At 64.6% G+C, this 19,926-nt stretch carries 15 protein-coding genes and 2 pseudogenes; 13 read left to right on the top strand and 4 right to left on the bottom strand.

Features of this window, described 5'->3' with window-relative positions; all coding sequences use genetic code 11:
* Nucleotides 1–150: 150 nt before the first annotated feature.
* Complete coding sequence (locus tag AC0L3O_RS04125; RefSeq protein ID WP_023800214.1) at nt 151–978, top strand: phosphogluconate dehydrogenase C-terminal domain-containing protein; 828 nt, start codon at nt 151–153, stop codon at nt 976–978.
* A 52-nt stretch (nt 979–1,030) separates the two neighbouring features.
* On the opposite strand, the gene AC0L3O_RS04130 is transcribed toward AC0L3O_RS04125, so the two are convergent.
* The 3 genes and pseudogenes from AC0L3O_RS04130 to AC0L3O_RS04140 form a co-directional block, all read right to left on the bottom strand.
* Nucleotides 1,031–1,789, bottom strand: a complete 759-nt coding sequence (locus AC0L3O_RS04130) for a hypothetical protein (RefSeq protein ID WP_473614874.1) — start codon at nt 1,787–1,789, stop codon at nt 1,031–1,033.
* Nucleotides 1,790–1,850: 61 nt separating this feature from the next.
* Nucleotides 1,851–2,630 carry a hypothetical protein gene (locus AC0L3O_RS04135; protein WP_473615022.1) on the bottom strand — a complete coding sequence of 260 codons (780 nt, stop codon included), beginning with the start codon at nt 2,628–2,630 and terminating at the stop codon, nt 1,851–1,853.
* A gap of 606 nt (nt 2,631–3,236) precedes the next feature.
* Nucleotides 3,237–3,602 (bottom strand): annotated as a pseudogene (locus AC0L3O_RS04140) (polysaccharide biosynthesis/export family protein); the annotation flags it as partial.
* A 519-nt stretch (nt 3,603–4,121) separates the two neighbouring features.
* On the opposite strand from AC0L3O_RS04140, the gene AC0L3O_RS04145 reads away from it, so the two are divergent.
* From AC0L3O_RS04145 to apnL, 6 genes are all read left to right on the top strand, one after another.
* Entirely contained in the window at nt 4,122–5,063 is a 942-nt protein-coding gene (locus AC0L3O_RS04145) for a D-ribose ABC transporter substrate-binding protein (RefSeq protein WP_128167474.1), read from the top strand.
* Nucleotides 5,064–5,155: 92 nt separating this feature from the next.
* On the top strand, nt 5,156–5,830 hold the full coding sequence (locus AC0L3O_RS04150; protein ID WP_473614876.1) for a DUF2291 family protein: 675 nt from the start codon (nt 5,156–5,158) through the stop codon (nt 5,828–5,830).
* The gene (locus tag AC0L3O_RS04155; RefSeq protein WP_473614877.1) at nt 5,827–7,383 is read left to right on the top strand and encodes a sugar ABC transporter ATP-binding protein; all 1,557 of its coding nucleotides are present in this window, start codon (nt 5,827–5,829) and stop codon (nt 7,381–7,383) included. Before AC0L3O_RS04150 ends, AC0L3O_RS04155 begins: the two co-directional genes overlap by 4 nt.
* Nucleotides 7,376–8,440 carry an ABC transporter permease gene (locus tag AC0L3O_RS04160; protein ID WP_473530867.1) on the top strand — a complete coding sequence of 355 codons (1,065 nt, stop codon included), beginning with the start codon at nt 7,376–7,378 and terminating at the stop codon, nt 8,438–8,440. Before AC0L3O_RS04155 ends, AC0L3O_RS04160 begins: the two co-directional genes overlap by 8 nt.
* Before the next feature lie 3 nt (nt 8,441–8,443).
* Nucleotides 8,444–9,478 (top strand): Gfo/Idh/MocA family protein, encoded by a 1,035-nt coding sequence (locus AC0L3O_RS04165; protein ID WP_473614879.1) that lies wholly within the window; start codon nt 8,444–8,446, stop codon nt 9,476–9,478.
* Nucleotides 9,475–11,313: a D-apionate lactonase gene (gene apnL / locus AC0L3O_RS04170; RefSeq protein WP_473614880.1), complete on the top strand. Its 1,839-nt coding sequence runs from the start codon at nt 9,475–9,477 to the stop codon at nt 11,311–11,313. Before AC0L3O_RS04165 ends, apnL begins: the two co-directional genes overlap by 4 nt.
* Before the next feature lies 1 nt (nt 11,314).
* Here the strand turns inward: apnL and AC0L3O_RS04175 are convergent, their stop codons facing one another.
* Entirely contained in the window at nt 11,315–12,028 is a 714-nt protein-coding gene (locus tag AC0L3O_RS04175; protein WP_473614881.1) for a transcriptional regulator NanR, read from the bottom strand.
* A 141-nt stretch (nt 12,029–12,169) separates the two neighbouring features.
* On the opposite strand from AC0L3O_RS04175, the gene oiaX reads away from it, so the two are divergent.
* The 6 genes and pseudogenes from oiaX (at nt 12,170) to AC0L3O_RS04205 (ending at nt 19,839) form a co-directional block, all read left to right on the top strand.
* The gene (gene oiaX / locus AC0L3O_RS04180) at nt 12,170–13,420 is read left to right on the top strand and encodes a 3-oxo-isoapionate-4-phosphate decarboxylase OiaX (protein WP_473614883.1); all 1,251 of its coding nucleotides are present in this window, start codon (nt 12,170–12,172) and stop codon (nt 13,418–13,420) included.
* 4 nt (nt 13,421–13,424) lie between these two features.
* Nucleotides 13,425–14,759 carry a four-carbon acid sugar kinase family protein gene (locus AC0L3O_RS04185; RefSeq protein WP_473614884.1) on the top strand — a complete coding sequence of 445 codons (1,335 nt, stop codon included), beginning with the start codon at nt 13,425–13,427 and terminating at the stop codon, nt 14,757–14,759.
* 168 nt (nt 14,760–14,927) lie between these two features.
* Entirely contained in the window at nt 14,928–15,812 is an 885-nt protein-coding gene (locus tag AC0L3O_RS04190) for a helix-turn-helix domain-containing protein (RefSeq protein WP_473614885.1), read from the top strand.
* Between the two features lie 90 nt (nt 15,813–15,902).
* Nucleotides 15,903–16,554: pseudogene (locus AC0L3O_RS04195) on the top strand (2Fe-2S iron-sulfur cluster-binding protein).
* Nucleotides 16,555–16,557: 3 nt separating this feature from the next.
* Complete coding sequence (locus AC0L3O_RS04200) at nt 16,558–17,544, top strand: FAD binding domain-containing protein (RefSeq protein ID WP_473614887.1); 987 nt, start codon at nt 16,558–16,560, stop codon at nt 17,542–17,544.
* A gap of 9 nt (nt 17,545–17,553) precedes the next feature.
* Complete coding sequence (locus tag AC0L3O_RS04205) at nt 17,554–19,839, top strand: xanthine dehydrogenase family protein molybdopterin-binding subunit (RefSeq protein ID WP_473615016.1); 2,286 nt, start codon at nt 17,554–17,556, stop codon at nt 19,837–19,839.
* Nucleotides 19,840–19,926 lie beyond the last annotated feature (87 nt).

A 19,926-nucleotide genomic window follows, 5' to 3' on the forward strand; every position in this document is an offset into this window, starting at 1 on the left:
AGCTAGCGCAGCCGACGGCGCGGGACTACGGAATTGGCTCTCGTGAACGCGTTCGTCCCAAACGGGTTGCCAATCCATGGTAGTGTGATTATACCAGTTACTAAGCTGACGATCGGCAGGGCCATCGTTGGAGATCAGGAGCACGGCTGGATGACAACGATTGCGCTGTTTGGTGCCGGCGGCAAAATGGGTTACCGCCTGTCGACCAATTTTCGCGGCTCTCCTTACATCCTACGCCATGTCGAGGTCAGCGACGCCGGCCGCGAGCGGCTAAAGACCGGGCTGGGCATCGACGCGGTCAGCGCCGATGAAGCCCTGAACGGCGCCGAGGTGGTTATCCTGGCGGTTCCCGACACCCATATCGGCAAGGTCGCGGCCAGCATCGAGGGCAAGCTTGCGTCCGGCACCATGGTGGTCGTGCTCGACGCCGCAGCGCCTTTCGCCGGCCATTTGCCGAAGCGGCCGGACCTGACCTATTTCGTCACCCATCCCTGCCATCCGCCTATCTTCAACGACGAGACCGACATGGCGGCCAAGAAGGACTATTTCGGCGGCGTCAAGGCCAAGCAGCATATGGTCAGCGCGCTGATGCAGGGACCGGAGGCGGATTTCGCCAAGGGCGAAGCGATCGCCAAGATCATCTGGGCACCGGTGATGCGGTCGCATCGCGTCACGGTCGACCAGATGGCGCTGCTCGAGCCGGGCCTTTCGGAGACCGTCTGCGCTTCGCTGCTGGTGGTCATGAAGGAAGCGGTCGACGAGGTCGTCGCGCGCGGAGTCGACCAGCAGGCCGCGCTCGACTTCCTGCTTGGCCACATGAATGTGCTCGGCGCCGTCATCTTCGGGGAGACCAAGGGCGTGTTCTCCGACGCCTGCAACAAGGCCATCGAGTTCGGCAAGCCGGTGCTGATGCGCGAGGACTGGAAGCGGGTCTTCGAGCCGGAAGAGATTGCAGCGAGCATCCAGCGCATCACCTGAAGGCGGGAGCCGCCTTTCCTTCTCCTCTCGTAGAAGAAGGTATAGGCGCGTCCTATGTCACCGCGGTGACCCTGCCCGCCGCATCGAGGCGACAGCCGACTCGCGCCTGCCGAACCTCGACGCCGCCTTGTCTTGCATAGTGTATGCGCACCTCGATCGGCGCCGTGAGCGCGCCCCGACGTTGCTGCAACGGGCCCGCGCTTACCGCGTGAACAAGCACGGCGCCAAGCGGCGTCGCGGCCGACGCGATCGCCGTGCGGCAGGCGCGCACCACAGCTGGTGGGATACCGGATTTGGCTTTCAGTGGCGCCATAAACGGATAGCCATAGGTGATCCGCGCCGACGCGTTGCGACCAGTTCCGGAAGGCCTGAGCTTGCGGGGCAGGATGGCGAATTGACTCGCAGCCTTGGCCTTGGTGGTGGCTGGCGTGATCCCGGCATTGCTGCTCGCGGCTTGCCCAGCGCCCAGCGCCGGGTTGCCTGGCTTACCTCCTGGAGCGGTGCCCGATGCGGACGAAGGGTCGCCCACCCCGACACCTGTCGACAGGCCGCCGCTTGCGCCGCCGAGGTTGCCGCTGACGCCAAGTCCGGCACCGAACGATCCCTTGCCCGCGCCGAGCGATCCGCCAAGGCTTGCTCCCCCTACTCCGTCGACGCTCGAGCCGCCCGCCACCGAGGCGCCTTTCGGGCCGGCGCTAAGGCCAGCACCGACCCCGACACCGCCAAGTTTGCCGCCAAGCCCCGCCTCAAGAGCCGCGGCAGGGCAAATTGCGATCGCGACGGTCAATGCGGCTGCGACGTATTTGTTCATCACCATATTCCTCCTGCGGCATGTATTCGGCCACCGAAATGCCCTTCACGATCAGCCCCCGCTAGGGAGCGCCGAGCTTCGGCGGTCGCGTTGGGAGCAACGCGTCGGGAAGCGCGATGGTCGCCACCAGAACAGGTCGCGATGGTTTTTTGGCCTTCACTTTGTGGTTTTCCCGCAACCCCGATTGACGGGCTGGTCGCGAGCGCACGGACACATCTGCACGCGAAGCTGCGACGGCACGCGCTTTCGGAACGCGGTTGATACGCTCGCTGCGACGCTCATCCCGGGCCTTTTCAACGTCAATCGCCTTTCGAGCGGCGCTGAGCTCGCGGGCCAGGCGGACGGCCTTGTCGCGCTCCTGCTCCAACGCCACGCTCAGCTCCATCGAGACGCGGCTCGCTTCCTGCCTTGCCGCGTCGCGTTCCCGCCGGGCGCTGTCGCGATCACGAGCAGCTGAATCTGCCCGTTCGCGCTCCAGTTCGAGTGCGTCGCCAGCTCGCTTCAAAGCCGCCTCGGCAACCTGTCGTTCCCTGATGGCGTCGGTGCGCGCAGCCGCAGCCAGATCCGCGCTTGTCTTAAGCGCGTCGATGGTCTGGCGCGCCGCGATGAGTTCGCGTTCGAAGCGCTCAGCCTTGTGCCGCTCCTCATCAAGCGCCCGCTGCGCCTCTGCCGCAGAGGCCGCCATGGAGTGACGCGCTTCAAGCATGGCGGCCTTCTCGTGATCGGCGAGAGTGGCTTTGGCCTTCAAGCCTTTCACTTGGCTTTGCGCCACTTCCAGATCGAGCGCGAGCTCTTCGGCTCGTCGCCGCTGTTGTTTTAGCGCCTGTGCTTGTTCAGCCATCATGTCGGCTGCCGCACGCGTCTGCGCGCTGGCATCGCGGGCGCCGCGCTGCATCACGGCCAATTCGGCTCGCGCCGCCGCCAAGTCGCGGCCGTCATCGTCAGCGCGAGCTGGGTCACCGCGAGCCGGCTGCACGCTCTTCCTGAGCGCGTCGACTTCCCTCAGCGCCGCAAAGAGCTTTTGTTCCAGCGTACCGCGGTCAGTCCGCATCGCATCGAGTTCCCGCACCAAGGCGTCGGCCCGTTGACGCGCCGTCGCAAGGTTCTGATTGTGTCGCGCGGCATCGTTGCGAGCAGTCTGGCGAGCCGCAAGTGCCTCCGCGCGCGCTGCCGCAATTTTCATGCGAGCGGCGGACAGCTCATTCAGCAATGCCCCTTGCAGAGTTTGCACGCCCGGTTGCGCCTCGGCCTGGCCGTTCTCGACACCGGCGCGTTGCGAAGCCACGGCCGAAGAGCCGTCGCTGGCTGCGTCCGCTGGCGGTTCGGGGGCTTCCTGTTTGACCTCCACCGAAGCCGTGAGGTCAGAAGACGAACTTTGTATCAGTTTGACGGTTATGTCAGCCCGTTCCTGACGGCCGCTCCTGGCTTGCAAGCGATCGGAAATCAGCTTTGCCAGCTCCTCCTCACGCAGACCTGCCGCGGCAATGCTCCCGATCAAGGGAAGGTCAAGCGTGCCAGTCGAGTCGATGGTGAAACTATGGTTGAGCTGCAGCGCTTCCAGAACGCCGTCGCGCAAGGCAGTCCATTGCCAAACGTGCAGTTCGATCGTGTCTCGCGGAGCAAGTCTGTCGTCAGCCTTTGGCCGACCGTGTGCCGCAGATCCCAGCAGCAGGATGATACACAACGAAATGAGGCACGGCATGGCGCTGCAGCTCCTGCCGCACATGCCACGCAATGAAGCCGAATGCCGTCGGTCAGCAAAGCTTGGCGCGGGGCTGCAGGATGGCGGCCTCAAACTCTGCACAAAAGTCATAGCTGAACCTCACCGGCAACGCGACCCTTGCCGCGAACGGATTTCATTAGAAAAACCGCGCGCAGGCTGGGGTCGCGGAGAAATTCCACAACCACGACGCGACACTAGCAAAGCCTGCGCGTACCCCTCAGCACCGAATAAGGCTTAGAAGTACCCCTTAAGGCGGTGGTTCTCCGGCTGACCAGCAGCAGGGGCATCGTAGGAACGAAGTATCGCTGTTGGTGGGATGACTCTCAGAGGCTTGCTGCTCATCAGATACATATCATCTGAATTTGTGGTTGACTCATTATACCAGTTGCCCTAGCTGTTGGAATGGCTTTGGCCAGCCGAGGCCGGGCTGAAAACTGGGCAGGCGGCAGGTGGAGGGGCAGGCTGAGAACGGAACCGAACCGGATTATCCGCCCAGGTGAGCCGGCAAATGACCCGGTCCCGCGACATCGGATGCGATCCGCCTGACAAACTGGACTGCATTTCAGCCTGGGCCGCGCAAGCACAGGCTTTTTCAAATGGGAGGAAATCATGAAACTCACTCGCAGAATGACACTTGCGGCTTTTGCCGGCATGCTGGCGCTGGGCACCGCCGCACCCGCCTACGCGGCGGATCTCATTGCCATCATCACGCCCTCGCACGACAACCCATTCTTCAAGGCCGAAGCCGTCGGCGCGGAAGCCAAGGCCAAGGAACTCGGCTATGAAACGCTGGTGCTGGTCCATGACGACGACGCCAACAAGCAGTCCGAGCTGATCGACACGGCGATCGGCCGCGGCGCCAAGGCGATCATCCTCGACAATGCCGGCGCCGACGCCTCGGTCGCCGCCGTGCAGAAGGCCAAGGACGCGGGCGTTCCGTCGTTCCTGATCGATCGCGAGATCAACGCCACCGGCGTCGCCGTCGCGCAGATCGTCTCCAACAACTACCAGGGCGCCCAGCTTGGCGCACAGGAATTCGTCAAGCTGATGGGCGAGAAAGGCAATTACGTCGAGCTGGTCGGCAAAGAATCCGACACCAATGCCGGCATCCGCTCCAAGGGCTATCACGACGTCATCGACGACTATCCGGACCTGAAGATGGTGGCGCAGCAATCGGCCAACTGGAGCCAGACCGAGGCCTATGCCAAGATGGAATCGATCCTCCAGGCCAACCCGGACATCAAGGGCGTGATCTCCGGCAACGATACGATGGCGATGGGCGCCCATGCCGCCCTTGCCGCCGCCGGCCGCAAGGACGTCATCGTCGTCGGCTTCGACGGATCGAACGACGTGCGCGACTCGATCGCCTCTGGCGGCATCAAGGCCACGGTCCTGCAGCCGGCCTATGCGCAGGCTCAGATGGCAGTCGAGCAGGCCAACGACTTCATCAAGAACAAGAAGTCTCCGGCCGAGGAAAAGCAGCTGATGGACTGCGTCCTGATCAATGGCGACAATGCCGCCAAGCTGGAAACCTTCGCGCTGACCAACTGAGCCGGTGTGACATCAATCGCAAGGGACGAGCTTCCGGCTCGTCCCTTGCTTCATTTCCCGGGTGCCCTGACCGCCATGCCGAACAAGCCGACATGTTGAAAAAGCTGACTTGGCCGACCGTTGCCTGGCCGACCCTCGCTTGGCCGACCCTGGCCGTGATATTTGGCAGCAGCCTGACTGCCTGCAAGATCCTGCCGACACCGTCCGCGGAAGATCGCGGCAATGCACCGGCCTTCAATGCGGACAAGATGGTCGGCGATATCTGGGCTGCCAAAATGGTGCCCTATCTCCAGCAGAAGGCCGGATCGTTTCCCGAGGTTCACGCCCTGGCGAAAGCCGATCCTGCGGCTGCCGGCGCCAAGTATGGCAATCCGAAGAAGCAGGCGAATTCGCCGTGGACCTTCGCGGTTCGCCTCGAAGGCAAGATTGTTGCGGCGAACACCCAGTCACGCGCGGCAACCATGGACGTCGATGCCGACGGTGACGGCAAGGCGGATGCGCGGGTGCAGATCGGACCGGCGATGCGTGGCACTGCGCTGCGCGACAGCCTCGACTTCATCCAGTTCAACGATTTCACCAACCAGATCGACTTCGCCCAGTTCGGCAAGGCGTTCAACATCCATGCCGACAAGACGGTGCTCTCCAAGCTGCCGCGCGAAGCGCTGGAGGGCCGCAGCGCCAGGGTTGTCGGCGCTTATGTCATGGGCAGCGGCCAGGACCTGCCGCTGGTGACCCCGGCGGAGGCAGAGGTGGGGCCGAAGCCATGACTGCCGCCGGCGATCATGATGTCATCCTGAAGCTGGAAGACGTCTCCAAGGTCTATTCGGGGACAGTCGCGGTCAAGCGCGCGAATTTCGAAGTGCGCAAGGGCGCGGTCAACGTGCTGGTCGGCGAAAACGGCGCCGGCAAATCGACGCTGATGAAGATCATCGCCGGCGTCGAACAGCCGACGCTCGGCCGCATTCTCCTGGAGGGCGAAGCGGTTTCCTTCTCCTCATCCGGCGACGCGGTGAACCGCGGCATCGGCATGGTGTTCCAGGAGCTGAACCTGTTCGGCAATCTGACGGTCGCCGAAAACATTTTCGCCACCCGAGAGATAACCAACCGGTTCCGCAAGATCGACAGCCGGGAACAGGAGCGCCGCGCGGCGGAATTTCTCGAGCGCCTGCAAGCCGGCATCCGGCCCGACATGCTGGTCGAGGATTTGCGCATCGGCCAGCAGCAGCTGGTCGAGATCGCCAAGGCGGTTTCGCTCGATGCGCGCGTTCTGATCATGGACGAACCGACCTCGGCGCTGAGTGCGGCGGAAGTCGAGATCCTGTTCAAGGTGATCGCCGACCTCAAGGCGCGCGGCGTGGCGGTCGTCTACATCTCGCACCGGCTCGAGGAGCTGATCCGCATCGGCGACTACATCACCGTGCTGCGCGACGGCCGCATCACCGGCCAGGAGAAGATGAAAAACGTCGACACGCAATGGATCGTGCGGCAGATGATCGGCTCCGACGCCAAGGATTTTGCCAAGCCCGACGGCCATGTTCCGGGCGAAGAGATCTTCCGCGCCGAGGACATCTGCCTGCCGCGCGTGACCGGCGGGCTTGCGGTCGATCATGTCTCGCTGTCGCTGCGTGCCGGCGAGATCCTCGGCATATACGGCCTGATGGGCGCCGGACGCAGCGAGCTGTTCGACTGCATTATGGGGCGCCACGGCCATGCCACGGGGGCGATCTTCATTGCCGGCAAGAAGGTCAGGGAACGCGACACCACGCGGCGCATCCGGCGCGGGCTGGCGCTGATCCCCGAGGATCGCCAGCGCGAAGGTCTGGTGTCGATCCTCTCTGTCGCCAGCAATCTGACGCTGGCCAGCCTGTCGCGGTTTGTGCGCCTGTTCCATATCAGCGGCGCCAAGGAAAACGAGGCGGTGACGCAGATGGTGCGGGAACTGGCGATCAAGGTCGCCGATCCGGCGCAGGAGGTCTCGTCGCTGTCGGGCGGCAACCAGCAGAAGGTGGTGATCGGTAAGGCGCTGCTCACCGGACCGAAGGTGCTGTTGATGGACGAACCAAGCCGCGGCATCGATGTCGGCGCCAAGGCCGACGTCTTTCGCACCATGCGCAAACTGTCCCGCGACGGGCTGGGCATTCTGTTCGCCACCTCCGATCTCGACGAGGTGATGGCGCTGTCCGACCGGATCGCGGTGATGAGCAACGGAAAACTGACCGGCATGTTCGATCGCGCCGAGGCGACGGAGGCGGCACTTGTCGCCGCATCGGCGCTTGGCCACGGGCCGGTCCCGCACATGGAGAGCCACGCCCATGACTGACATCCCAGCCAAGGCTTCGGTTGCCTCCGCCTCGAGCGGCTCCGTGCTGCTGACGCTGATGAAGGCGCGGACGTTCATTGCGTTGATCGCCGTCCTGATCTTCTTCTCGATCGCGGCGCCGAATTTCCTGTCGGCCGCCAACCTGATCCTGATGTCGAAGCACGTCGCGCTGAACGCCTTCCTCGCCATGGGCATGACCTTCGTCATCATCACCGGCGGCATCGACCTCTCGGTCGGCTCGATTGTCGGCCTGTGCGGCATGGTCGCCGGCTATCTCGTGCTCAACGGCATCGACCTGCAGGTCGGCTATACGATCTATTTCAACGTCTTCGAGATCGCACTGATCACGCTGGCGATCGGCATTTTGATCGGCGCCGTCAACGGATTGCTGATCACTAGGCTGAATGTCGCTCCGTTCATCGCCACGCTCGGCGTGCTCTATGTCGCGCGCGGCCTGGCGCTGCTGTCGTCCGATGGCCGCACCTTTCCGAACCTCGTCGGCAAGCCCGATCTGGGCACGACCGGATTCGGCTTCCTCGGCGCCGGCCGGCTGCTCGGCCTGCCGGTCTCGATATGGATTCTTGTCGTCGTAGCAGTTGGGGCGGCCTATCTGGCCAAATACACCCCGCTCGGCCGCCACATCTTCGCCGTCGGCGGCAACGAACGGGCGGCGCGGATTTCGGGCGTCAGGGTCAATATGGTGAAGATGTTCGTCTACATGTTCTCCGGCTTCTGCGCGGCGGTCGTCGGGCTGATCATCTCCTCCGAACTGATGGCCTCGCATCCGGCGACCGGCGAAAGCTTCGAGCTCAACGCCATCGCCGCGGCGGTGCTCGGCGGCACCTCGATGTCGGGTGGCCGCGGCACGATCGGCGGCACCATCGTCGGCGCCTTCGTCATCGGCATCCTTTCCGACGGGCTGGTGATGATGGGGGTGAGCTCGTTCTGGCAGATGGTGATCAAGGGCCTCGTCATCATCGTCGCCGTCGTCGTCGACCAGGCGCAGCGCCGGCTGCAGAGCCGGGTGACGCTGATGCAGATGGCAAAGGCGGGCTGACCCGTGGCGGAACTGCGAGGAGCGCTGATCGGCTGCGGCTTCTTCGCCGTCAACCAGATGCATGCCTGGCGCGACATCGAAGGCGCCTCGATCGTCGCCATCTGCGACCGCGACCCGGAACGGCTTAGGGTGGTCGGCGACCAGTTCGGCATCGTGCGGCGCTACGTCGACGCGGCGGCACTGTTTGCCGGCGAAAGCCTGGATTTCGTCGATATCGCCACCACCGCGCCGAGCCATCGTTCGCTTGTCGAGATGACGGCACAGAACCGCGTTCCGGCGATCTGCCAAAAACCATTCGCGCCGTCGCTTGCCGACGCCAAGGCCATGGTCAGGGCATGCGCCGATGCCGGCGTGGCGTTGATGGTGCATGAAAATTTTCGCTGGCAGTCGCCGATCCAGGCGGTGCGCGCCGTTCTCGACAGCGGCGACATCGGCACGCCCTTCTTCGGCCGGATCTCGTTCCGCTCGGCCTATGACGTGTTTTCCGGGCAGCCCTATCTGGCGACGGGAAAGCGCTTCATCATCGAAGACCTCGGCATCCACAGTCTCGACATAGCCCGCTTCCTGCTGGGCGACGTTTCGACGATCACGACCCGAACCGCTCGCATCAACCCCAACATTGCCGGCGAGGACGTCGCTACCATGCTGATGGACCACAAGAGCGGCGCAACGTCCGTGGTCGACTGCAGCTATGCGACCAAGCTCGCGACCGAGCCGTTTCCGCAGACGCTGGTCGAGATCGACGGCAGCGACGGCACGATCCGGCTCGAGCAGGATTACCGGCTCACCATCACCGGCAGGAACGGAACGGCGGTCAGCGACGTCTCGCCGCCGCTGCTGCCCTGGGCATCGCGGCCGTGGCACAACATCCAGGAAAGCGTCGTCGCCATCCAAAAGCACTGGGTCGCCTGCTTGGCGAGCAAAACCGAGCCGGCAACCTCGGGCGCCGACAATCTCAAGACCTTGGCGCTGGTCGAGGCCGCCTATGCGAGTGCTGCGAGCCGTGAGCCGGTGCAGATCGACACGCTGCTGAGATGACCGCCGACGCCTTCCCCCTCTATGGCACGCGCGCGGTCCAGGCCGAGCCGGTCAGGCTGCGCGCCGGCGCACTCAGCGCCGACTTCGTCAACGGCAATCTGCGCACCATCCGCCATGGCGGCATCGAAGTGCTGCGCGCCATAGCCTATATCGTCAGGGATCGCGACTGGGGCACTTACGAGCCGACGCTTGCGGACCTGACTATCGACCAAGATGCCGACACTTTCTTCGTCAGCTATTCGGCAAGCTGTGTCGGGCCGGGAGAAAGCCGGCTCAACTTTCGCGCGACGATCAAAGGTTCCGCCGACGGCCAGCTGGTTTTCGACGTGAGCGCGCTTCCCGAAAACGCTTTCGAGACCAATCGCTGCGGCTTCTGCATCCTGCATCCAATCGCCGGCCTGGCCGGCAGTCCGGTCACTGTCGAGCACACCGACGGCAGCGTCGTCGCAACGAAACTTCCTGAGCTGATCGACTCCTGGCAGCCTTTCAAGGATCTGCGGGCGATCACGCATGAGGTCCGGCCCGGCGTCACCGCGGAATGCCGGATGGAAGGCGATGCGTTCGAGATGGAGGACCAGCGCAATTGGTCGGACGCGTCCTACAAGACCTATGTCCGGCCGCTGGCGCTGCCTTGGCCCTACATGCTGCCCGCCGGCCAGACTGTGCGCCAGACGATCAGGCTGCGTGTGACCGGCGACGGCAGGGTGCCGGCTGCCGCAGCAGCAGCCGAGCCGGTCCGAGTCGAACTCGGCGAAACCGGACCGCTGCTGCCGGATATCGGCGTGATCATCTATCCGGACGAGGTCGAGACGGCGCTGGCAAACCTGCCGACACTGTCCGCGCTCGGCCCGCAGCAGCTGATGTTCCATTACGATCCAACGCGGGGCCATGGCCTCGACGCCTTGCAGTCCTTTGCCCGGCTCGCCGCAGCCTACCCGGTCGAGACGACGCTCGAATGCGTCGTTTCCTGCGTTGGCGATCTCGATGCCGAGCTCTCAGGCGTCGCCGGCATGGTGCGTCAGGCCGGGCTGAAACTCTCGGCTATTGCCGTCTCGCCTTCGGTCGACCGGCAGTCGACGCCGCCGGGCAGCGCATGGCCTGAATGTCCGCCGCTTGAAGATATCTATGCCGCGGCGCGCCGCGCCTTTCCCGACATCCGCCTCGGCGGCGGCATGTTCAGCTATTTCACCGAACTCAACCGCAAGCGCGTTCCCGCCGATCTGCTCGATTTCGTAAGCCACTGCACCTGCCCGATCGTGCACGCCGCCAACGATCTCAGCGTCATGCAGTCGCTGGAGGCGCTGCCGTTCATCACCCGATCGGCGCGAGCGATCTTCGGAGCAAAACCCTACCGGATCGGCCCATCGACCATCGCCATGCGGCAGAACCCCTATGGCGGCGCGACCAAGGCCAATCCGCACAATCAGCGCATCGCCATGGCCGACCGGGATCCGCGCCATGCCGGGCTGTTCGCGGCAGCATGGACGATCGGCTATGGCGCGCGGGTCGCGCCGGCCGGGCTGGAGATGCTCACGCTGTCCAGCTTCAGCGGACCGTTCGGCGTGCTGGCGGCATCCGGGGAACCTGTCGGCGAAGGTGAACCCCGGCCGATCTTCCAGGCCGTGCAGGGGCTTTGCGAACTGGCCGGCTTCAGACAAGTGGCGGCGAGGACGAGCGATGAGACGCGGGTGCTCACGCTGGCCGGCCGTTCTGCCGCGTGCCAGACCATCATGTGGCTGGCGAACCTGACGGCGAGCGAAGTGACGGTTGATATTTCCGGGTTCGAACGACGCCGCCTTGTGATGACGCCTTACGCGGTCACCCGGATCGGGTGAATCAGCTGCCGGAATTCATCACATAGAGCGCGCGTGAACGCTCAAGGTGCTTGATCATCGCCTTCTCGGCGCCGTCCGCGTCCTTCTGCTCGATGCGGCCGATGATCTCTTCGTGCTCGGTCAGCGTGAAATTTTCCTTGCCGCTCCAGATCAGCATCTCGGTGTGATATTCCTTCAGCCAGCCAAGCATCGCTTCGCTGACCGCGACATAGATCGGGTTGCCGGATATGGCCGCGATCTGGGTATGAAACTTCATATCGGCGGATATGAAGGCTTCGGAATCGCCGCGAAAGCTCCGCTGTTCGGCAACGGTTGCCCGCAACCGCTGCACGTCCGCGGCGGTGGCCTTTTCGGCGGCTTCCCTGACCATGCCGCGCTCGAAGAAGATGCGGGCGCTCTTGAGGTGCTCCAGCGTGTCCTTCGATGACGACAGGATGATCTTGGCGGCGCCGTCGACCTGCTTGATGATCGACTTGGCGGTCAGCTGAAGCACCTTCGCCCGCTCGCCATGCGAGATCGCGACAAGGCCCATATTGCTCAACGCCTGCATCGCCTCGCGGATCGCCGGCCTGCCGACCGCGAAGCGCTCCATCAACTCGCGCTCCGACGGCATGTCGTCGCCCGGCTGCAATTCGCCGCTGGTGATCAAGCGCTTCAGTCGCAAAAACACTTCGTCGGAAAGTTTGCGCCGGACGATCGGCTCCGAACGGTTCATCGTCGCGAATCACTCCCTTGACCGGTTCTGTTTAGCATCGTCATCACGAATCTCGGAATGCTCGGCCGAGCAGGATATCGCTTGCAATACTTATGTACTCATTATACCAGATTTCGAAGATCAGGGAACTTTTTTCGGACTATGATCACCCTCACCTATCGCATCGAAACCCCAGGCAGCATCGAGGCGCTGGCGGCCAGGATCGCCAGCGACCAGTCGACCGGAACCTTCGTCGCGCTGGCCGGCGAGACCGAGGAGCTCAAGGCCCGGGTGGCGGCGCGCGTATTGGCGATACGGCCTCTGCCGGACGCCGATCGCCCGTCCCTTCCCGAAGCCGGCGACGGGCCCTTCAAGCGGGCGGATGTCGACATCGCATTTCCGCTTGATGCCATCGGCACCGATCTTTCGGCATTGATGACCATCGCCATTGGCGGCGCCTTTTCGATCAAGGGCCTGTCCGGCATTCGCGTCGTCGATATGAAGCTGCCAGAGGAATACCGGGGTGCGCATCCGGGTCCGCAATTCGGTGTCGCCGGCAGTCGCAGGCTGACCGGCGTCAGGGATCGCCCGATCATCGGAACGATCGTCAAGCCGGCGCTTGGGCTGCGCCCGCACGAGACGGCCGAAATGGTCGGTGAGCTGATCGACGCCGGCGTCGATTTCATCAAGGACGACGAGAAGTTGATGAGCCCGGCCTATTCGCCGCTGTCGGAACGGGTGAAGGCGATCATGCCGCTCGTCCTCGACCATGAGCAGAAGACCGGCAAAAAGGTGATGTATGCCTTTGGCATCTCGCACGCCGATCCGGACGAGATGATGCGCAACCATGATCTGGTGGCGAAGGCCGGCGGCAATTGCGCCGTGGTCAACATCAATTCCGTCGGCTTCGGCGGCATGGCTTACCTGAGAAAGCGCTCCAGCCTGGTGCTCCATGCCCACCGCAACGGCTGGGATATCCTCACCCGCCACCCCGGTCTGGGCATGGACTTCAAGGTCTGGCAGCAGTTCTGGCGGCTGCTCGGCGTCGACCAGTTCCAGATCAACGGCATCGCCTCGAAATACTGGGAGCCGGACTGGTCCTTCATCAGTTCCTTCGAGGCGGTGACCACGCCGATCTTTTCGCCGGAGGATTGCGCGCTGCCGGTCGCCGGCTCCGGCCAATGGGGTGGACAAGCCCCCGAAACCTACCGGCGAACCGGCCGAACGGTCGATCTTCTGTATCTCTGCGGCGGCGGCATCGTCAGCCATCCTGACGGACCGGGCGCCGGCGTACGCGCCGTGCAGCAAGCCTGGCAGGCGGCCGTCGATGGCGTACCGTTGGCGGACTTCGCCCTGAGCCACCCGGAACTGGCGCGGTCGATCGAGAAATTCGGCGACGGCAAAGCGGCCTGACGCCATGCAAAGCCTGCTTCTGAGCTATTATGGCGATGATCTCACCGGCTCGACCGACGTCATGGAGGCGCTCGAGCTCGGCGGTGTGCCGACCGTGCTGTTCATGCGTCAGCCGGACGAGGCCATGCTTTCGCAGTTCGGTCATTGCCGTGCCATCGGCCTGGCCGGCACCAGCCGAAGCGAGACGCCGCAGTGGATGGACATGCACCTCAACCGCGCCTTCGCCTGGCTGAAGACCCTGAACGCCGAGATCTGCCACTACAAGGTCTGCTCGACCTTCGATTCCAGCCCGACGATCGGCAGCATCGGCCGGGCCATCGAGATCGGCCGCTCGGTTTTCAGCCAGGACAGCGTGCCGCTGGTGGTCGGCGCGCCGCAGCTCAAGCGCTATACTGCCTTCGGCCATCTGTTTGCTGCCTACCGCGAACAATATTTCCGTATCGACCGCCATCCCGTAATGAGCCGCCACCCGACCACGCCGATGGATGAATGCGACCTGCTGATCCATCTGTCGCGCCAGACGGACCTCACCTCGGGACTGGTCGACCTGGCGACGCTGCAGTCGGCGTCCCGGTCGAAAGCGTTCGATCGCTTGCTCGCCGATGGCACCAACATCGTGCTGTTGGATGTCGACAGCCCCGAAAGTCAGGCGCTTGCCGGCAAGGAGATATGGCGCGTTCGCCGGCCGGGCCGCACATTCGTCGTCGGCTCTTCGGGCATCGAATATGCGCTGCTGGCCGAATGGGCCGCCAACCGGACCGTCCGTGCCGAGCCCAGCTTTTCGCCGCCGGGTGCGGCCGACCGGATCGCAGTGGTATCGGGCAGCTGCTCGCCGACGACGGAACGACAGATCCGGCATGCTTTGACGGACGGTTTCGACGGCGTCGCGGTGGACCCTGTCGAACTGGTTTCCGAGGCCTCCAGCGATGCGATTGCGCGCGCGGCAGCAAGCGGGCGTGCCAGCCTCGAAGCCGGTCGCAGCGTCGTCCTCTACACCGCCCTCGGTCCCGCAGCCGATCGGGGCGCCGAAATCGATCGGCAGGAAGGCGCCCGCCACAAGCTTGGCCGCGGCCTCGGCGAACTTCTTCGCGAGCTGACGATCGAACAGAAATTGCAGCGCGTGGTCATTGCCGGCGGCGATACGTCGAGCCATGCGCTCGGCCAGATGGGCGTCGATGCGCTGACAGTCAGGATGCCGCTGCCCGCCTCGCCGGGCTCGCCGCTTTGCGTCGCCCACTCGCGCGTCAAGGCGATCGACGGACTGGAGATTGCACTCAAGGGCGGGCAAGTCGGTACCGATCGCTATTTCTGCGCCATCCGCGATGGGCTCAGCGGGTGACAGCAGGCGCGCTGGATTTGGCTGATCTCACGACTTCTTGAACACGGCGCGGTTACCAACGCCAGATGCCTGCCCCACATAAGGCGCCGTACGCGCAGCGGCGGGGCGGCGTAAACGCTCAAGCGGGGCTGGATCACGGCTCCGCGAATGAACCAGCGGGATGCCGCGATGTCATTCAGACCATTGCTTGGAGACGGACGGGTTCGCAGCCAGGGGGAGAAGTCGGAGCCCCTGCAAACCGCGTCATGGGGAAGCTCCTCGATCGTTTTCGACAACCGGCGGTGGGCGTGCCGCGAGGCGGAGCTGCGCTGGACAGCCCCTCATCATCTGATCGTGCTGACCGAAGAAGGCGGAACTTCCCATATATCTATCCGGCACGAGGCAAAATCGCTGTACGACGGAATGGACCGTCCCGGAGCCCTCACCTTCGTCCCCGCAGGCGCCGAGCGGCAGGGCTTCTATCGCGATGTAGACCTCTCCTACTCAGCCCTGTGGATCGATCCCGATATCAGGCTTCCCGGCTGCGAACGCCTGAGAGACCTGCCGATCCTGGTGAACAGGAAAGACGTGGTGATCGCCACGCTGCTGAGTTCGCTTCGCGACGAGATGGCACTCGGCCACAAGCCGGACACCGCCTATATCGAGCATCTGGTCGCCCTGGTCAGCCTCCGCGTGGCCACCCTGAACCGGGAGCAACACCCGTCAGTGCGTCACGGCTGTCTCAGCCGTCGCGCGCTTGGTCGAGTTCAGGCTTACATCGATGCCCATATGAATGCCGACGTTTCGCTAAGCGAGTTGGCAGCCGTCGCGGGCATGGCCGTCGACAGTTTTGCACGCCGATTCAAGGCGACGACCGGGCTTGCACCCTATGCCTATGTGATCGAGGAACGCGTGCGGCGAGCCGAGATACTGCTGCGCGAAACGGGTTTGTCGATCGGCAGCATTGCCTTTCGGCTCGGCTTTTCAAGCCAGAGCCACTTCACCACGACCTTCCGGCGTCTCAGGGGCATGACGCCTCGGGCCTATCGGGTGAATTCTTCTCCGGAATCCTGATATTGCCGCCGGTTTCTTGAAAGAAAGCCGCCGCGCGCCTTCCCACCTCCAAGGTCGATGAGTGACAGAACTGCGACTGGGAGATCATGCATGGCCAAAACAGACACAAGGAGCGGGCCGACTCGTCGAACGGTTCTGGAGGGCGGGGTGGCGACCGGCGTGCTGCTGGCTACCGGTATACGCGGAGCCGGCCGGCGCCGTTGCGGCGGCCGCATCGCCGACGCCGGCGCCGACGATGCCGATGTCCCTGCGGATCAACGCGAAGGATTTTGCCGTCGAACTCGACCCGCGGACGACGCTGCTCGACGCGCTGCGCAACCATCTCGGCCTCACCGGCTCGAAGAAGGGCTGCGACCACGGCCAGTGCGGCGCATGCACGGTGCTGGTCGATGGGCGCCGGATCAATTCCTGCCTGACGCTTGCGGCAATGCATGAAGGCGACGAGATCACCACGGTCGAGGGCCTGGCCGAGGGCGACCGGCTGCATCCGGTGCAGGCCGCCTTCGTTGCCCGCGACGGCTTCCAGTGCGGCTACTGCACGCCGGGCCAGATCTGCTCGGCGGTCGCTATGCTGGGCGAGGCCAGGGCCGGCTGGCCGAGCCATGCGAGCGCCGACGTGGCAGCGGTTTCCGTCGCCCTCACCGATGCCGAGATCCGCGAGCGGATGAGCGGCAACATCTGCCGTTGTGCCGCTTATCCGAACATTGTCGCTGCAATCCGCGACGCGGCAGAGGGGGCGTGAGCAATGCAGTCCTTCACTTATGAACGTGCGGCAAGTGCCGAGCAGGCAGCCGCCGCGGTCGCGGAGCGGCCGGGCGCCAAGTTCATCAGCGGTGGCACCAACCTGCTCGACCTGATGAAGCTCGAGATCGAGCGCCCTGCGCATCTCGTCGACATCAGCCGGCTGCCGCTCGATCGAATCGAGGAGACGGCGGCGGGTGGGCTGCGGGTCGGCGCCCAGGTCCGCAACAGCGATCTTGCCGCCGATCCGCGGGTGAGATCGCGCTACCCGATGCTCACGCAAGCGCTGCTGGCGGGAGCATCCGGCCAGATACGCAACAAGGCCTCGACCAGCGGCAATCTCCTGCAGCGCACGCGCTGCCCCTACTTCTACGACCGCAGCATGCCTTGCAACAAGCGCGAGCAAGGTTCGGGCTGCGCGGCGCTGCAGGGCTTCAATCGCATGCACGCCGTGCTCGGCGCCAGCCAGGCCTGCATCGCGGTCCATCCCTCCGACATGGCGGTCGCCATGGCCGGGCTCGACGCCAGGATCGAGACCATATCGCCCGGCGGCGGGACCCGCACGATCCCGATTGGCGATCTCCATCGATTGCCCGAGGCGACGCCGCATGTGGAAACCGTGCTCGACCACGGCGAGATGATCGCCGCCGTCACCCTGCCGCCGCCACCGCCCGGCCGGCAGGTTTACCGCAAGGTGCGCGACCGTGCCTCCTACGCCTTCGCGCTGGTATCGGTGGCGGCAGTCGTCGAGAAAAGCGGCGATCGTATCCAAAGCGCTCGGATCGCCATGGGCGGCGTGGCCGCCAAGCCCTGGCGCGCGACGGAGGCAGAGCGCACCCTCGCTGGAGCGGCGGCGTCCGACGGCGCCTTTACCGACTCGGCCGAAGCCGCGCTCGCCGGAGCCGTCGGATATGGCGGCAATGATTTCAAGATCCCGCTGGCGAAACGGACGATGCGGCACACGCTCGCTGCTGCCGCCGAGAGTGCATGAGGTGACATGATGACAGAGACGAAGACCTCAAACCGTCCTCGCGAAACACGCAGCGGCATCATCGGGCGTCCATTCGATCGCATCGATGGTCCGCTCAAGGTGAGAGGCGATGCCACCTACGCCTACGAGAATACGCTGGAGGGTACAGCCTTTGGCTATATTCTCGGCGCTGCCGTCGCCAAGGGGCGCATTGCCGAGATCGACACGGCCGAAGCCGAACGGGCGCCGGCAGTGCTGCTCGTCATGACGCACCGGAATGCGCCGGCACAGCCGGATTTCGGCCCGGCGGTCACGCCGACGGTGCCGGAGGTCTTCACGCGCGCCCGGCCCGCGCTCAACAGCGAGCGGGTGCGCTATTACGACGAGCCCGTCGCGCTGGTCGTTGAGGAGACGTTCGAGGCGGCACGTGCTGCCGCCGGCCTCATCAAAGTGCGCTACGACGAGGAGCCGGGCCTCTACGATCTGTCGGGACATGTGGCCGACGCCTACGCACCAAAGCGGACCAATGCCGGCTTTGAGACCGACAGCGTGATCGGCGACTTCGAGAGCGCCTTTGCCGCGGCTCCGGTCAAGGTCGATGCCACTTACCGGACGCCCTTCGAACATCACAATCCGATGGAGCCCCATGCGACGCTCGCCGCCTGGTCAGGCAACGAGCTGACGATCCATACATCGGCGCAAACCCTGGCGAATTTCCGGGCGGGGGTCGCCAGCACGCTTCGCATCCCGCCCGAGCGCGTGCGCATCATCAGCCCGTTCATCGGCGGCGGCTTCGGCTCCAAGCTGATTGCCCATGCCGATACGATCCTGGCCGCGCTTGCAGCGCAGGTCCTGCAGCGTCCCGTCAAGATCGCGCTGACGCGACAACAGATGTTCGCCAATGCCGGTCATCGCGCAGAGATGATCCAACAGGTGCGTCTCAGCGCGGACACTGACGGGCGGCTCACCGGGATCGCGCACGACGTCTGGTCGGCAACGTCCAGCTTCGAGGAGTACTGCGAGCAAACGGCAGTTTTTGGCCGCTCGCTCTATGCGGCGCCGAACCGTGTCACTCGGCATCGCCTGGTTCCGCTGGATATCAACCGCGGCGAATGGATGCGCTCGCCCGGCGAAGCGCCCGGCATGCTGGCCTTCGAATGCGCCATGGATGAACTCGCCGAGCGGCTCGGACTGGACCCGATCGAGCTCAGGATCCGCAATGAGCCGGTCCAGGATCCCGAGCGCGGTGTGCCGTTCTCCACCCGCAACCTCGTCGCCTGCATGGAGGAAGGCGCCCGCCGTTTCGGTTGGGAACGGAGAAACCCGACGCCGGGCCGCGCCCGAGAGGGCCGCAAGCTCATCGGCTACGGCATGGCGGCGGCGATCCGTCCGAACTACATCGGCGCGGCGACGGCGCGGGTTGCGATCGACGGCGACGGTCGGGTGACGGCGCGGCTCGACATGACCGATATCGGGACGGGCACTTATACGATCCTGACCCAGATCGCCGCGGACAGCCTCGGCGTGCCGATCTCGTCCATCAAAGTGGAGCTTGGCGACAGCCGCTTCCCGCGTACCGCCGGCTCCGGAGGGTCCTGGGGTGCGGCCAGCGCAGGGTCGGCGCTGCACAACGCCTGCAACGTCCTTAGGGAACGGATATTGGAGGCGGCGCAGTCGAGCGAAGCCTCACCGTTGCGCGGCGCCAATGCCGCCGAGGCGAGCTTTGCTGACGGCGAGATCAGCGTCGGCCAGCGGTCGGCAAGCCTGGCCGACCTCGTCCGACGGATCGCTCCCGACGGGTTCGAGGCCGAGGGTTCCGTGGCCGCCGGCGCTGCCACCCCGTCATACAAGGCTTACTCGCAGCATTCATATGGCGCGCATTTCGCCGAGGTCGCTGTCGATTGCGATACCGGTGAGATCCGCATGCGCCGGATGCTGGCGGTGATGGGCGCCGGCCGTATCCTCAACCCCAAGACCGCGCGCTCGCAAATCATCGGCGGCATGACCTGGGGGATCGGTGCGGCGCTGATGGAGCAGACGGTGCTCGACCGGCGCTACGGCCACTTCGTCAATCACGATCTTGCCGAGTATCACGTCCCGATCAACGGCGACGTCCCCGAGATGGAGGTCGTCTTCCTCGAGGAACATGACGACAAGGCCAATCCATTCGGCGCGAAGGGGATCGGCGAACTCGGCGTCTGCGGTGCGGGGGCAGCTGTTGCCAACGCCATCTATAACGCGACCGGCGTGCGGGTGCGTGACTTTCCCATCACCCTGGACAAGCTGCTGCCTGCCTTGCCGGTGATCGCCATTTGACGCGGCAAGTCTTGTTCGGGCATTTCAAGCTCAAGGACAAAGCGGCTGCCAATCCCTGCGTGCAGGTACTGGCCGCGCCGGAACATA

Source organism: Mesorhizobium sp. WSM4810 (genome assembly GCF_055811235.1).

What these genes read in the sequence shown, in the direction of transcription:
- AC0L3O_RS04125 (WP_023800214.1), top strand. Translation starts at nt 151, where the DNA reads ATGACAACGATTGCGCTGTTTGGTGCCGGCGGCAAAATGGGTTACCGC.
- AC0L3O_RS04130 (WP_473614874.1), bottom strand. Translation starts at nt 1,789, where the DNA reads ATGAACAAATACGTCGCAGCCGCATTGACCGTCGCGATCGCAATTTGC.
- AC0L3O_RS04135 (WP_473615022.1), bottom strand. Translation starts at nt 2,630, where the DNA reads ATGGCTGAACAAGCACAGGCGCTAAAACAACAGCGGCGACGAGCCGAA.
- AC0L3O_RS04145 (WP_128167474.1), top strand. Translation starts at nt 4,122, where the DNA reads ATGAAACTCACTCGCAGAATGACACTTGCGGCTTTTGCCGGCATGCTG.
- AC0L3O_RS04150 (WP_473614876.1), top strand. Translation starts at nt 5,156, where the DNA reads ATGTTGAAAAAGCTGACTTGGCCGACCGTTGCCTGGCCGACCCTCGCT.
- AC0L3O_RS04155 (WP_473614877.1), top strand. Translation starts at nt 5,827, where the DNA reads ATGACTGCCGCCGGCGATCATGATGTCATCCTGAAGCTGGAAGACGTC.
- AC0L3O_RS04160 (WP_473530867.1), top strand. Translation starts at nt 7,376, where the DNA reads ATGACTGACATCCCAGCCAAGGCTTCGGTTGCCTCCGCCTCGAGCGGC.
- apnL (WP_473614880.1), top strand. Translation starts at nt 9,475, where the DNA reads ATGACCGCCGACGCCTTCCCCCTCTATGGCACGCGCGCGGTCCAGGCC.
- AC0L3O_RS04175 (WP_473614881.1), bottom strand. Translation starts at nt 12,028, where the DNA reads ATGAACCGTTCGGAGCCGATCGTCCGGCGCAAACTTTCCGACGAAGTG.
- oiaX (WP_473614883.1), top strand. Translation starts at nt 12,170, where the DNA reads ATGATCACCCTCACCTATCGCATCGAAACCCCAGGCAGCATCGAGGCG.
- AC0L3O_RS04185 (WP_473614884.1), top strand. Translation starts at nt 13,425, where the DNA reads ATGCAAAGCCTGCTTCTGAGCTATTATGGCGATGATCTCACCGGCTCG.
- AC0L3O_RS04190 (WP_473614885.1), top strand. Translation starts at nt 14,928, where the DNA reads ATGTCATTCAGACCATTGCTTGGAGACGGACGGGTTCGCAGCCAGGGG.
- AC0L3O_RS04200 (WP_473614887.1), top strand. Translation starts at nt 16,558, where the DNA reads ATGCAGTCCTTCACTTATGAACGTGCGGCAAGTGCCGAGCAGGCAGCC.
- AC0L3O_RS04205 (WP_473615016.1), top strand. Translation starts at nt 17,554, where the DNA reads ATGACAGAGACGAAGACCTCAAACCGTCCTCGCGAAACACGCAGCGGC.